General features: G+C 70.3%; 9 protein-coding genes and 1 pseudogene. 4 read left to right on the top strand and 6 right to left on the bottom strand.

Annotated features, from left to right (window positions below; translation table 11 throughout):
* Positions 1-74 precede the first annotated feature (74 nt).
* The 4 genes from ACZ7M3_RS23835 (at position 75) to ACZ7M3_RS23820 (ending at position 7,986) form a co-directional block, all read left to right on the top strand.
* A complete protein-coding gene (locus ACZ7M3_RS23835) occupies positions 75-1,592 on the top strand; it encodes a cytochrome ubiquinol oxidase subunit I (protein ID WP_472065623.1) in 1,518 nt (505 codons plus the stop codon).
* Between the two features lie 20 nt (positions 1,593-1,612).
* The gene (gene cydB / locus ACZ7M3_RS23830) at positions 1,613-2,620 is read left to right on the top strand and encodes a cytochrome d ubiquinol oxidase subunit II (protein ID WP_351309088.1); all 1,008 of its coding nucleotides are present in this window, start codon (positions 1,613-1,615) and stop codon (positions 2,618-2,620) included.
* Between the two features lie 98 nt (positions 2,621-2,718).
* Positions 2,719-6,222, top strand: coding sequence for a thiol reductant ABC exporter subunit CydD (gene cydD / locus ACZ7M3_RS23825; RefSeq protein ID WP_472065622.1), 3,504 nt, complete (start codon positions 2,719-2,721; stop codon positions 6,220-6,222).
* Positions 6,223-6,303: 81 nt separating this feature from the next.
* A complete protein-coding gene (locus ACZ7M3_RS23820) occupies positions 6,304-7,986 on the top strand; it encodes a sensor histidine kinase (RefSeq protein WP_472065621.1) in 1,683 nt (560 codons plus the stop codon).
* Between the two features lie 61 nt (positions 7,987-8,047).
* Here the strand turns inward: ACZ7M3_RS23820 and ACZ7M3_RS23815 are convergent, their stop codons facing one another.
* The 6 genes and pseudogenes from ACZ7M3_RS23815 to ACZ7M3_RS23790 all read right to left on the bottom strand — a co-directional run bounded on the left by ACZ7M3_RS23815 (position 8,048) and on the right by ACZ7M3_RS23790 (position 13,590).
* Positions 8,048-8,935: a Cof-type HAD-IIB family hydrolase gene (locus tag ACZ7M3_RS23815; protein ID WP_472065620.1), complete on the bottom strand. Its 888-nt coding sequence runs from the start codon at positions 8,933-8,935 to the stop codon at positions 8,048-8,050.
* A gap of 99 nt (positions 8,936-9,034) precedes the next feature.
* The gene (locus ACZ7M3_RS23810) at positions 9,035-9,946 is read right to left on the bottom strand and encodes an LLM class flavin-dependent oxidoreductase (RefSeq protein WP_472065619.1); all 912 of its coding nucleotides are present in this window, start codon (positions 9,944-9,946) and stop codon (positions 9,035-9,037) included.
* A gap of 88 nt (positions 9,947-10,034) precedes the next feature.
* Positions 10,035-10,583, bottom strand: coding sequence for an RNA 2'-phosphotransferase (locus tag ACZ7M3_RS23805; protein WP_472065618.1), 549 nt, complete (start codon positions 10,581-10,583; stop codon positions 10,035-10,037).
* A gap of 134 nt (positions 10,584-10,717) precedes the next feature.
* Complete coding sequence (locus ACZ7M3_RS23800; RefSeq protein ID WP_472065617.1) at positions 10,718-11,662, bottom strand: MerR family transcriptional regulator; 945 nt, start codon at positions 11,660-11,662, stop codon at positions 10,718-10,720.
* A 27-nt stretch (positions 11,663-11,689) separates the two neighbouring features.
* Positions 11,690-11,812: pseudogene (locus ACZ7M3_RS23795) on the bottom strand (metal-dependent hydrolase); the annotation flags it as partial.
* Between the two features lie 17 nt (positions 11,813-11,829).
* A complete protein-coding gene (locus ACZ7M3_RS23790) occupies positions 11,830-13,590 on the bottom strand; it encodes an SDR family oxidoreductase (RefSeq protein WP_472065616.1) in 1,761 nt (586 codons plus the stop codon).
* Positions 13,591-13,817 lie beyond the last annotated feature (227 nt).

The following is a 13,817-nucleotide window of genomic DNA, read 5'->3' as shown; positions in this document are numbered from 1 at the left end:
GGTTGTCCCGTGATGTATGCAGCAAAAGGGGCAAACTGCCGCTGTAACCACGGCGGCGTAAGGAGACTGACGACGTGGAACTGGCTTTGGCACCGGAGACTCTGGCTCGGTGGCAGTTCGGCATCACCACCGTCTACCACTTCCTCTTCGTCCCTCTGACGATCTCGCTCGCCGCTCTCACGGCGATTCTGGAGACCGCCTGGGTGCGGACGGGCAAGGAGCACTACCTCAGGGCGACCAAGTTCTGGGGAAAGCTGTTCCTGATCAACATCGCCATGGGTGTCGTGACCGGCATCGTGCAGGAGTTCCAGTTCGGCATGAACTGGTCCGACTACTCGCGCTTCGTCGGTGACGTGTTCGGTGCCCCGCTTGCCTTCGAGGCCCTGATCGCCTTCTTCTTCGAGTCCACCTTCATCGGGCTGTGGATCTTCGGCTGGGACAAGCTGCCGAAGAAGGTGCACCTCGCCTGCATCTGGGTGGTCTCCATCGGCACGATCCTGTCGGCCTACTTCATCATGGCGGCCAACTCCTTCATGCAGCATCCGGTCGGCTACCGGCTGGTGAAGAAGGCGGACGGCACGATGCGCGCCGAGCTGACCGACTTCCCCAAGGTGCTCTTCCAGGAGACGGCGCTCGTCAACTTCTGGCATGTGATCAGCGCGTCCATCCTGGTCGGCGGCGCCTTCATGACCGGCATCGCCGTCTTCCACCTGCGCAAGAAGCGGCACGTGCGCACCATGCGGATGTCGCTGCGGCTCGGCCTGGTCACCGCGCTGGTCGGCACGCTCCTCACCGTCGTCAGCGCCGACACCCTCGGCAAGGTGATGTACGAGCAGCAGCCGATGAAGATGTCGGCCGCCGAAGCCCTGTGGGACTCGCAGCAGCCCGCGCCCTTCTCGCTCTTCGCGTACGGCGATGTGGCCAAGGGGCACAACACCGTCGCCATCGAGATCCCGGGGATACTCTCCTTCCTCGCCAAGAACGACTTCAACGCCAAGATCCCCGGCATCAACGACATCAACAAGTCCGAACAGGAGAAGTTCGGGCCCGGTGACTACCGGCCCAACATCCCCACCGCCTACTGGGCGTACCGCTGGATGATCGGCTTCGGTGGGGTCTCGATGGCCCTGTGCGCCGCCGGCCTCTGGCTGACCAGGCGGAAGTTCTGGCTGGCGCCGGAACACCGCACCGGGGACGAGGACGTCCCGAAGCTCATGCTCACCAAGAACATGGAGCTGACGCCGAAGCTCGGCATCTGGTGGTGGCGGCTGTCCCAGTGGACGTTGATCTTCCCGCTCATCGGCATCTCCTGGGGCTGGATCTTCACCGAGACGGGGCGTCAGCCCTGGGTGGTGTACGGCCTGTTGAGGACCAGGGACGCGGTCTCGCCCGGGGTCTCCCAGGGGGAGGTGCTGACCTCGCTGATCGTGTTCACCCTCATCTACGCGATCCTCGCCGTCATCGAGGTGAAGCTGATGCTCAAGTACGTGAAGCAGGGTCCGCCGGAGCTCACCGAGGCCGACCTCAACCCGCCCACCAAGATCGGCGGCGACCCCCATGACGCCGACAAGCCGATGGCCTTCTCCTACTAGGCCCAGGGAGCTGCTGAGTCATGGAACTCCACGACGTCTGGTTCGTCATCATCGCGGTCCTGTGGACCGGCTACTTCTTCCTGGAGGGCTTCGACTTCGGGGTCGGCGTCCTCACCAAACTGCTGGCCCGCGACCGCACCGAGAAGCGGGTCCTCATCAACACCATCGGACCCGTCTGGGACGGCAACGAGGTGTGGCTGCTCTCGGCGGGCGGCGCGACCTTCGCCGCCTTCCCGGAGTGGTACGCCACGCTCTTCTCCGGCTTCTATCTGCCGCTGCTGCTCATCCTGGTCTGCCTGATCGTGCGCGGAGTCGCCTTCGAGTACCGGGTGAAGCGGCCCGAGGAGAACTGGCAGCGCAACTGGGAGGCGGCGATCTTCTGGACCTCGCTTGTCCCCGCGTTCATGTGGGGCGTGGCCTTCGGCAACATCGTGCACGGAGTGAAGATCGACAAGAACTTCGAGTACGTGGGCAACTTCGGTGACCTGCTCAACCCGTACGCGCTCCTGGGCGGTCTGGTCACGCTGACACTGTTCACCTTCCACGGGACCGTGTTCGTGGGGCTCAAGACCGTCGGGGACATACGGGAGCGGGCGCGCAAGCTTTCGCTCGGGGTCGGGCTGGTGGCCGCCGTGGTGGCACTCGTCTTCCTGATCTGGACCCAGGCCGACAACGGCGACGCGAAGTCCCTGGCCGCGTTGATCGTGGCCGTGGTCGCCCTCGTCGCCGCGATCGCGGTGGCCCAGACGGGGCGCGAGGGCTGGGCGTTCGCACTGTCGGGGCTCACCATCGTGGCAGCCGTCGCGATGCTCTTCCTGACGCTCTTCCCGAACGTCATGCCGTCCTCGCTCAACCCGGACTGGAGCCTGACGGTCAGCAACGCCTCGTCGTCTCCTTACACCCTGAGGATCATGACCTGGTGCGCGGGAATCGCCACACCGATGGTCCTGCTCTACCAGTCGTGGACGTACTGGGTGTTCCGCAAGAGGATCGGTACGCATCACATCGCCGCGGATGTTGCGCACTGAGCCCGGCCTTATGGGCTGAATCCGACCTCATGGACCAAGTCCGATCCAAGAGCATGTTTCACGTGAAACATGCCGGATGAGCCAAGGGTGTGTTTCACGTGAAACCAATCGATCCGCGTCTGCTCCGCTACGCCCGCGCCACTCGCTTCTTCCTCCTGGCGGTCGTGGGGCTGGGCGCGGCCGGGGCGGCGCTGGTCATTGCCCAAGCGATGCTCATCGCCGAAGTGGTCGTCGGCGCTTTCCAGCACGGTCATTCGGTTTCCGAACTCCGGACGCCCCTGGTCCTACTGGTCGCGGTTGCCATCGGGCGAGCGGTTGTCTCCTGGCTCACCGAACTCGCCGCGCACCGGGCGAGCGCGGCGGTCAAGTCGGAGTTGCGGGGACGGTTGCTGGAGCGGGCCGCCGCGCTCGGCCCCGGGTGGTTGAGCGGGCAGCGAACCGGGTCGCTCGTCGCCCTCGCCACACGGGGAGTGGACGCGCTCGACGACTACTTCTCGCGCTATCTCCCCCAGTTGGGACTCGCGGTCGTGGTGCCCGTGGCCGTGCTCGCGCGGATCGTCACCGAGGACTGGGTGTCGGCGGCGATCATCGTCGTCACCCTGCCGCTCATCCCCGTCTTCATGGCGCTGATCGGCTGGGCGACCCGGTCCCAGATGGACCGTCAGTGGCGACTGCTGTCCCGGCTCTCGGGGCACTTCCTGGATGTGGTCGCCGGTCTGCCCACGCTCAAGGTCTTCGGGCGGGCCAAGGCACAAGCCGAGTCGATCCGGCGGATCACCGGCGAGTACCGCCAGGCGACCATGCGGACGCTGCGGATCGCATTCCTTTCGTCCTTCGCGCTGGAGCTGCTCGCCACGATCTCGGTCGCCCTGGTCGCGGTGACCATCGGGATGCGGCTCGTTCACGGCGACATGGATCTGTACGTCGGGCTCGTCATCCTCGTCCTCGCTCCCGAGGCGTATCTGCCACTGCGGCAGGTGGGGGCGCAGTACCACGCCGCCGCCGAGGGGCTCGCGGCGGCGGAGGAGATCTTCTCGGTGCTGGAGACCCCGGTGCCGCCCTCCGGTTCGCTCCTCGCGCCGGAGGGGGAGATCGGCTTCGAGGGAGTGACGGTCCGGTATCCGGGACGCTCCGGGGACGCGGTCTCCGATGTCTCCTTCTCGGTCGGGCCCGGTGAGACGGTGGCCCTCGTCGGACCGAGCGGTGTGGGCAAGTCCACGCTGCTGAACGTGCTGCTGGGGTTCGTGGAGCCCGCCGCGGGGCGGGTGCGGATCGGAGGAGTCGATCTCGCCGAGGCCGATGTGGAGGAATGGCAGTCCCGGGTGGCGTGGGTGCCTCAGCGGCCGCACCTCTACGCCGGCTCGATCGCCGAGAACGTACGGCTCGCCCGGCTCGACGCCGACGACGCGGCGGTGCGGCGGGCGCTGGCCGACGCGGGGGCGCTGGAGTTCGTGGACGCCCTGCCCGACGGGGTCGGGACGGTCCTCGGTGAGGACGGCAGCGGACTCTCCGCCGGGCAGCGTCAACGTCTCGCGCTGGCCCGGGCGTTTCTCGCGGACCGGCCCGTGCTGCTGCTCGACGAGCCGACGGCTTCGCTGGACGGGGCGACGGAGGCGGAGGTCGTGGCGGCGGTGCGCAGGCTCGCCGTCGGCCGGACGGTGCTGCTGGTGGTGCACCGGCCCGCGCTGCTGGAGGTGGCCGACCGGGTGGTGCGGCTCGAGGCCGCGGCGTCGGTCGTCGCGACGGGTACCGTCCACGGTGAGGGCACGAAGGAGCTCCCGACGGTCGAGCCGGAGGGCGTGCCCGCGGCCGCTACGGAAGAGGCCCACGCGGCCCCTCCGCGACGCGGAGGCGTGCTTGCCCGGGTCCGCGCGACGGCCGGCCCCCGGAGCGGTCGTTTCGCGCTCGCCCTTCTCCTCGGGAGCCTCGCCCTCGGAAGTGCCGTCGGGCTCATGGCCACCTCCGGGTGGCTGATCTCGCGGGCGTCGCAGCAGCCGCCGGTGATGTATCTGATGCTGGCCGTGACCGCCACGCGGGCGTTCGGGATCGGCCGGGCCGTCTTCCGGTACGCGGAGCGGCTCGTGTCGCACGACGCGGTGCTGCGGATGCTGGCCGACACCCGGGTCGCCGTCTACCGACGTCTTGAGCGCCTGGCCCCCGCCGGACTGCGCACGGCCCGGCGGGGCGACCTGCTGTCGCGGCTCGTGGCCGATGTGGACGCCCTGCAGGACTACTGGCTGCGGTGGCTGCTGCCCGCCGGGGCGGCGCTCCTCGTGTCCGCCGCCTCCGTCGGCTTCACCGCCTGGCTGCTCCCCGAGGCCGGGGCCGCCCTCGCCGCCGGGTTGCTGGCGGCCGGGGTCGGTGTCCCGCTGCTGACCGGCGGCGTGGCGCGCCGCGCGGAGCACCGGCTGTCCCCCGCTCGCGGCGCCCTGGCGACCCGGGTGACCGACCTCCTCACCGGGACGGCCGAGTTGACGGTCGCGGGCGCGCTGCCCACCCGTACGGCCGAGGCGCGACGGGCCGACACCGTGCTGACCCGCATCGCCTCCCGGGCCGCCACCGCGACCGCGCTCGGCGACGGGCTCACCGCGCTGGCGACCGGACTGACCGTCGCGGCGACCGCCCTCGTGGGCGCCCAGGCGGTCGCCGGCGGGCGCCTGAGCGGCGTGGCGATGGCCGTGGTCGTCCTCACCCCGCTGGCGGCGTTCGAGGCCGTCCTGGGGCTGCCGCTCGCCGTCCAGTACCGGCAGCGGGTGCGCAGGAGCGCGGAGCGTGTGTACGAGGTGCTGGACGCCCCCGATCCCGTACGCGAACCGGAGGTCCCGCAGTCGGCGCCCGCGACACCGTTCCCGCTGCGCGTACGGGGGCTCAGGGCGCGCCATGCCGGACAGGACCGGGACGCGCTCGCCGGCTTCGACCTGACCCTCGAACAGGGCCGCAGGGTCGCCGTCGTCGGCCCCTCCGGCTCCGGCAAGACCACGCTCGCACAGGTGCTGCTGCGGTTCCTGGACGCGGAGGCGGGGACGTACACCTTGGGCGGCACGGACGCGTACGGGATGGACGGGGACGACGTGCGCCGACTGGTCGGGCTCTGCGCCCAGGACGCGCACCTCTTCGACAGCACGGTGCGCGAGAACCTCCTGCTGGCCCGGAAGAACGCCACCGAGGCCGAGCTGCGCGACGCGCTCGCGCGGGCCCGGCTCCTGGAGTGGGCGGACGGACTGCCCGACGGGCTCGACACACTGATCGGCGAGCACGGGGCGCGGCTGTCCGGTGGTCAGCGCCAGCGGCTGGCGCTCGCTCGCGCGCTGCTGGCCGACTTCCCCGTGCTCGTCCTCGACGAGCCCGCGGAACACCTCGACCTGCCGACGGCCGACGCGCTCACCGCGGACCTGCTGACCGCGACCGAGGGCCGTACGACGCTGCTGATCACGCATCGGCTGGCCGGTCTCGCGGCGGTGGACGAGGTGATCGTGCTGGCGGCGGGGCGGGTGGCCCAGCGGGGTGCGTACGCGGAGCTGTCGGTGGTGGAGGGGCCGTTGCGGGAGATGCTGGAACGGGAGGCTGCAGGGGATCTGTTGGTCGGGGCGGCGGCGCGCTAGCGACTCCCCGGGCAAGGGTCCGGCTTTCCGGCCTAAACAGTCCGACTTTCCGCTCCAAAGGGGACTAACTACTCTCGAGGCATGTCAATGGTCCCCGCCTCCCCCCGCCCGGACGGCGGCCCGGACGTGCCGCGGCTGCTGGAGGCGGTGCGGTCGATCGGGTCGGGGCTGGAGCTGCACTCGACGCTGGACCGGATCTGCGAGAAGGCGGCCGAGCTGGCGGACGCGCGCTACGCCGCCATCGGAGTCGTGGCGGAAGACGGTGAGGGACTCGCGGACTTCGTCTTCCACGGCGTCGACGAGGAGACCGCTCGGCGGATCGGGCAGCTGCCCGACGGACACAAGGGGCTGCTCGGGGCGCTCATCCACGACCCGGCGCCGGTACGGCTCGCGCGGCTGGACGAGGACGCGCGCGCGTGCGGATTCCCGGAGCACCATCCGGCGATGCGCAGTTTCCTGGGGGCTCCGATCCGGGTGCGGGGGGAGATCTTCGGGAATCTGTACCTGGCCGAGAAACGCGACGGTGGCCCGTTCACCGACGACGACCTCAAGATGGTCCGCGTGCTGGCCGCGGAGGCGGGTATCGCGATCGGCAACGCCCGGCTGTACGAGGCCGCCCAGCAGCGCGAGCGGTGGATCGACGGCTCGGTGGCCGTGACCCGGGCACTCCTGTCGGCCGACGACGCCGAGGACGCGCTCCAGGTCGTCGCGGAACAGGCCCGCAGACTCTCCGGATCGGTGGCCGGGATCGTGCTGCTGCCCGCCGTGGAGGGAGGTCTGGAGATCAGCGCGGTCGCCAAGGACCGCCCGTCCCAGGTGCTGGGAGCCGTCGTCCCGCCGGAGAGCGAACTGGTCGCCGAACTCCTCGACGGAGAGGCCGTGTTCCTCGACGACGCGGCCACCGACCCGCGCATGGTCACCGACTTCGCCCGCGAGTACGGGCCGACGATGATGCTTCCCCTGCAGAGCGACGGCCGTCTCCTGGGAGCCCTCGTCACTCCCCGGGAACGGGGCGGGCGTCCTTTCACCGAGACCGAGCGCACCCTCGCCGCGCACTTCGCCTCGCAGGCCGCGCTCGCGCTGATGATGGCCGAGGCACAGCGCGACCGGGAGCGGCTCGCGGTCTACGAGGACCGTGACCGGATCGCCCGTGACCTGCACGACCTCGTCATCCAGCGGCTGTTCGCCACCGGGATGATGCTGGAGAGCGCACAGCGGAACTCGGCCGTGCCCGAGGTGCGGCAGGGCGTCGAAAAGGCGGTCGACGAACTCGACGTCACCATCCAGGAGATCCGCACCGCCGTCTTCGCGCTCCAACAGGAACCTGCCGAAGTGCCGTCCGGGCTGCGCACCCGGGTGCTGCGGGAGATCAACATGGCCGCCGTGCCGCTCGGCTTCAAGCCCACGCACCGCTTTGTCGGGCCCGTCGACACGGCGGTCGGTGAACTCACGGGCAAGAACCTCATCGCGGCCCTGCGCGAGGCGCTGTCCAACGCCTTCCGGCATGCCGGGGCCTCCCGCATCGACGTCGTCGTCGACGCGTCCGTCGTCCTGCCGGACGGTCGGCAGGGTGTCCGGCTGACCGTCGAGGACAACGGCATCGGCATCCCCGAGGGCGGCCGGCGCAGCGGCCTGCGCAACCTCGGGCGGCGCGCCGAGTCGCTGGGCGGCGACAGCTGGTACGGACCGGGGCCCGGAGGCGACGGCGACGGTACGACGGTGGTGTGGCAGGCGCCGCACGTTCCGCAGGCGGAACCGCTTTAGAACCCCGGGCCGCTGTGGAACCGCCGGTCCTGCCCAGCCGCTCCTGCATGCCCAGCCGCGCCTACAACCGCTCGGCGAGGATCTTCTCTATGACGACCGCCACCCCGTCCTCGTTGTTGGCGACCGTGCGACCGGAGGCCGCGGCGATCACGGCGGGGTGCGCGTTGCCCATCGCGTATGACGTGCCCGCCCAGGTCAGCATCTCGACGTCGTTCGGCATGTCTCCGAAGGCGACGACCTCCTCGGGGGAGATGCCGCGCTCGGCGCAGCACAGTTCGAGCGTGCTGGCCTTGGAGACGCCGGGACCGCTGATCTCCAGCAGGGCGCTGGGGCTGGAGCGGGTGATGGTGGCGCGGTCGCCGACGGCGCGACGGGCCACGGTGAGGAAGGCGTCGGGGTCGAGCTCGCGGTGGAAGGCGAGGATCTTGAGCACCGGTTCGCCGGCGCCGGGGGCGTCCGGGGCCAGGAGTTGCTCGGCGGGCGCGAGGGTGTCGGGGATCTCCATGTGCAGCTTGGGGTACGCGGGCTCCTGGTAGAAGCCGTACGTCTGCTCGACGGCGAACACGGTGCCCGGCGCGGCCTCCCGCAGCAGTCGTACGGCGTCGAGCGCGTTCTCCCGCGCCAGCTCCCGGACCTTGACGAACCGGTGGGCGCCGGGGCCGCCGTGCAGGTCGACCACGGCGGCGCCGTTGCCGCAGATCGCCAGGCCGTGGCCGTGGACGTGGTCGCTGACGACGTCCATCCAGCGGGCCGGGCGGCCGGTCACGAAGAAGACCTCGATGCCGGCCTCCTCGGCGGCGGCGAGGGCGGCGACCGTGCGCTCGGACACGGACTTGTCGTCGCGCAGGAGGGTGCCGTCGAGGTCCGTGGCGATCAGGCGCGGCGGAAGGGCGGCTGCCGGGGTCTCTGGCTGTCGGGTCGCTGAGGTCACCGGGCCATTCTCGCGCATATGCCCGCACGGCCGTGCGGGAGCCCGCACAGGTGAGTGGTTACCGCTCTCACCAGTACCGTTACACCCCGTTGTCGCCATCCGCGGTGGCTCTGGCCGTCAGGCCAGCTGCGCCGGGGCCTCCATGGCGATGCGCTCGAAGACCTTCTCGTCCGCGGCGAAGTCCGAGTCGGGGATGGGCCAGTGGATCACGATGTCGGTGAAGCCCAGCTCCGCGTGCCGGCCCGCGAAGTCGACGAACGCGTCGAGGGACTCCAGCGGACGGCCACGGTCCGGGGTGAAGCCGGTGAGCAGGATCTTGTCGAGTTCGGACACGTCACGGCCGACCGCGGCGCAGGCGGCGGCCAGCTTCTCCACCTGTCCGTGAATGGCCTGAACCGACTGTTCAGGGGTGCCCGTTTCGTACAACTTGGGGTCACCGGTCGTCACCCAGGCCTGTCCGTGGCGGGCGGCGAGCTTCATGCCGCGCGGGCCGGTGGCGGCCACCGCGAAGGGCAGTCGGGGCCGCTGGACACAGCCCGGGATGTTGCGCGCCTCGTGTGCCGAGTAGAAGTCGCCGTCGTAGGAGACCGAGTCCTCGGTGAGGAGGCGGTCGAGCAGCGGTACGAACTCGCCGAAGCGGCCGGCGCGCTCGCGCGGGGTCCAGGGCTCCTGGTCGCTCTTCAGAAGCGTCGTGGCGTCGAATCCGTTGCCGCCCGCGCCGATGCCCAGGGTGATCCGGCCGTTCGAGATGTCGTCGAGGGAGATCAGTTCCTTGGCGAGGGTCACCGGGTGCCGGAAGTTCGGCGAGGTCACGAGCGTGCCCAGACGGAGCCGGTCGGTGGCGGCGGCCGCGGCGGTGAGCGTGGGCACGGCACCGAACCAGGGGCCGTCCCGGAAGGTCCGCCACGACAGGTGGTCGTACGTGAACGCGGTGTGGAAGCCGAGCTGCTCCGCACGCTGCCAGGCGGCGCGCCCGCCCTCGTGCCAGCGGAGGTACGGCAGGATCACAGTGCTCAGACGCAGACTCATGCATCGAGCGTAAGCGGAGCCGCGGGGTGGTCGTGGCCACCGCGTGATCGCTCCACCGGTGCCCCTTGGCCGGCCGGTCGGCGGACGATCAGTGCGGGCCGGGGAAGCGCAGGTAGTTCGGCGGCACGGCCTCGGTGAGCCACACCCCGTTCGCGCTGACCCGGAAGACATGGCCGTCGCGGTGCATGGCGGCGGCGTCCACGCCGAGCACGACGGGCCGGCCGCGGCGGGCGCCGACGCGGGTGGCGGTCTCGCGGTCGGGCGAGAGATGCACGTCGTGCCGGTTCATGGGCCGCAGGCCCTCGGCCCGGATCGCGTCCAGATTGCGGGCGATGGTCCCGTGGTAGAGGTACTCCGGCGGAGTCGCCGGGGGCAGTCCGAGGTCGACCTCGACGGAGTGGCCCTGGCTGGCGCGGATGCGGGTGCCCTCCACGGCGAAGCGCCGCTTGTCGTTCGTGGCCACCACATGGTCGAGTTCCTCGCGGGTGATCCGGAAGCCGTGCTCCGCCGCCGCCGCGATCAGCGTGTCGATCTCGACCCAGCCCCCCTCACCGAGCGTGAGCCCGATCCGCTCGGGCTGATGCCGCAGATGCTTCGAGAGGTACTTCGACACCTTCACGGTGCGTCTTTCATCCATCGGTTCGTTCATCCTGCCAGCGTGCCTGGCGAGAGGTGGATCACGCATTTGATTTTGGCTCGGAGGTTTGATCCACAAGCAAGTCCGGTTATCCACAGGCGAATTGACGAATCTGTGGACAACGCGCGGGAGATTTAGGGCGTTTCATCAACAGTATTGTGATTGTTGTAATTTGAGGTGAGATGGTCCAATGTCCTGGCCTGGACCTCTCGTTCGACGGAAGCCGCGACGAAGGCCGCCACCTGCTCGGATCCAACCAGGGTCTCCAAGGCCCGCATTGTGGCGACCGGGAGCTGAACGGAACACGTCTCGTCCATAGCGTCTTGGGACGACCCCGCCCCAAGACGTTCACGCAGGTGTCGCGTCGCGAACAGCCGCATGGCGCGGGCCAGTTCCGCGTCCACCGTCTGCTGCGCGAGCGGTCGCAGACGGCGTACCAGGGCGGCCGCTTCGGCCGCTTCCGCGTCGCTCGGCGGATGCTCACCGAGGTAGCGCGCGAAGACGTGCTCGGTCGTGAACTCCAGGAAACGCGCGGCGATGTGCTCGACCTTGCCCCTCAACTCCCGCAGATGGCCCGAGATCGCGGACAGCGGAACGCCCGCCGTATACAACTCCACTGCCACGGCCAGCTCTTGAGGGCTCGGGACCAGGTACACCTCGCCCTCGCCGGGGACGCGCTCCAGCACTCCGAGCTCCACCGCCTCCGCCACCGCCGCGTCGTCCGGACTGCCACCGAACCGCTCGTCCAGCTCGGCCCGCGACATGCGCACGGCCTCCTCGTCGGTCCACGGTCCGTCGACCTCCGCGACCAGCCCGAGGATCCCGCCCAGCCCCCGGCCCGCGTCCCAGGCCTCCAGGAGTTCCTTGATGGAGGCCAGGGTGTAGCCGCGGTCCAGGAGGTCGGCGATCTGCCGCAGCCGGGCCAGATGCGCGTCCGCGTACACGTTGGCGCGACCGCGCCGCTCGGGGCGGGGGAGCAGCCCGCGGTCCTGGTAGGCGCGGATCGTCCGGACCGTGGCGCCGCTGTGATGCGACAGATCCTCGATGCGGTACGCGACCCGGACCGGCTCGTCGTTCACGCTGCCTGCCTCCCGACCCCCTGGGTACTACGCGACGGCCCCGCGCGGCGAGCCCTCCTGCGAGGGATGGTACGACCGCCGCGGACAGCGGGACATGGCCGTGCCGAGCTCCTCCCGAGTGGGCAACAGGCCCTTGCGTACAGCCCTGTTGCAGGCGCCCACGAACCTCACAGCGGTGGCTCCATCCGCGCGAACGCGCGAAGCGCCCTCGGCGCCAGCCGGGACATCAGGCGCCCACCGCGCGCCTCGGGGGTGACGGGCACGACCGCCTGGTTGCGGACGACCGCGCGCAGGATCGCGTCGGCCACCTTCTCCGGCGGGTAGTTGCGCAGCCCGTACAGCCGCGCCGACTTCTTCTGGCGGCGCTTCTCCTCGCTCGCGTCCACCCCGGCGAAGTGCGCGGTCGAGGTGATGTTCGTGTTCACGAAACCCGGGCAGATCGCCGAGACGCCGATGCCCTGCCCGGCCAACTCCGCGCGCAGGCACTCGCTGAGCATCAGCACGGCCGCCTTCGAGGTGCTGTAGGCGGGCAGCGCCTTCGAGGGCAGGTACGCCGCCGCCGACGCGGTGTTGACGATGTGGCCGCCCTGCCCACGCTCGGCCATCTGCCTGCCGAAGAGCCGGCAGCCGTGGATCACGCCCCACAGATTGACGTCGAGAACCTTCTTCCAGTCCTCCGGAGTCGTGTCGAAGAAGGACCCGGACAGTCCGATCCCGGCGTTGTTCACCAGCACGTCCACCACGCCGTACGCGCCGGCGACCCTTTCGGCGAGCTTCTCCATGGCCTGCTCGTCGGAGACGTCGACCGTCTCGGCCCACGCTTCGGGGGAGCCGATCAGCCGGGACATCTCCGCCGTGCGCGCCGCGCCCTCCGCGTCCCGGTCGACGGCCACCACGCGCGCGCCGGCCTCGGCGAACGCCAGGGCGGTGGCCCGCCCGATGCCGCTGCCCGCGCCGGTGACCAGCACGAGCTGCCCGCCGAACCGGTCGGCGTACCTGCCCGAGGCGATGGTGTCCCGCACCGGCACGCCGTCCTCGTTGGCGCGCACGAAGTCCGCGATCCAGGAGGCCAGTTGGTCGGGCCGCGTACGCGGGATCCAGTGTTTGTCCGGGAGGGTGCGACGCACCAGCTGCGGGGCCCACTCCTCCAGGTCGTCGTAGAGCCGCTCGGAGAGGAACCCGTCCCCCAGGGGTGTGACGAGCTGCACGGGCACGTGCGCGTAGGCGTCCGGGCGTGGCCTGCTCAGCCGGGGCCGTACGTTGTCGCGGTACAGCCATGCGCCGTGCGCCGCGTCCGTCGGCAGCGAGGAGGTCGGATAGTCCCCCGCGGGCACCTTCTCGACCCGCCGCAGGATCTTCGGCCACTGCTTGCCGAGGGGGCCGCGCCAGGCGAGCTCCGGCAGCACGGGCGTGTGCAGCAGATACACGTACCAGGACTTGGCGCCCTGGCCGAGGAGCTGGCCGACCCGGCGCGGGGTGGGCCGCCGCACACGCTGCTTGATCCAGTGGCCGAAGTGGTCGAGGGACGGCCCGGACATGGAGGTGAAGGAGGCGATCCGGCCCTGGGTGCGCGCGACCGTGACGAACTCCCAGGACTGCACCGAACCCCAGTCGTGCCCCACCAGGTGCACCGGGCGGTCGGGGCTCACCGCGTCGACGACGGCCAGGAAGTCGTCCGTCAGCTTCTCCAGAGTGAACCCGCCCCGCAGTGGCTGCGGGGCCGTCGATCCGCCGTGGCCACGGACGTCGTACAGCACCACGTGGAAACGCTCCGCGAGACGGGTCGCGACCTCGGACCAGACCTCCTTGGAGTCCGGATAGCCGTGCACGAGCACCACCGTGGGCCTCGCCCGATCGCCCAGCTCGGCGACGCACAGCTCGATCCCGCCCGTCCGCACCCGGCGCTCGCGCGCGCCTTCGAGAGTCACGAGAGTCACTTCTCCTTCGTCCAGCGCCGCACGGTACGTGTCCGTAACGTGACACTGGCGAATGTGACAGTTGTTAGAGGCTGCGTCAATAGACTTGCGCGGCACCTGTGGACAACCGGTCCGATGTGGATAGACCCCCGCCGGTTGTTCGACTTCAGGGGGACCCCTACGGGCCCGTACGACTGGAGTCTGACGCGGATCCAGCTCCGTGGGTTGACGACCGCTGT

The organism is Streptomyces sp. NPDC111656 (genome assembly GCF_055656965.1).
Note: the sequence above shows the minus strand (reverse complement) of the source record. Positions and strands in the feature narration are given on the sequence as shown.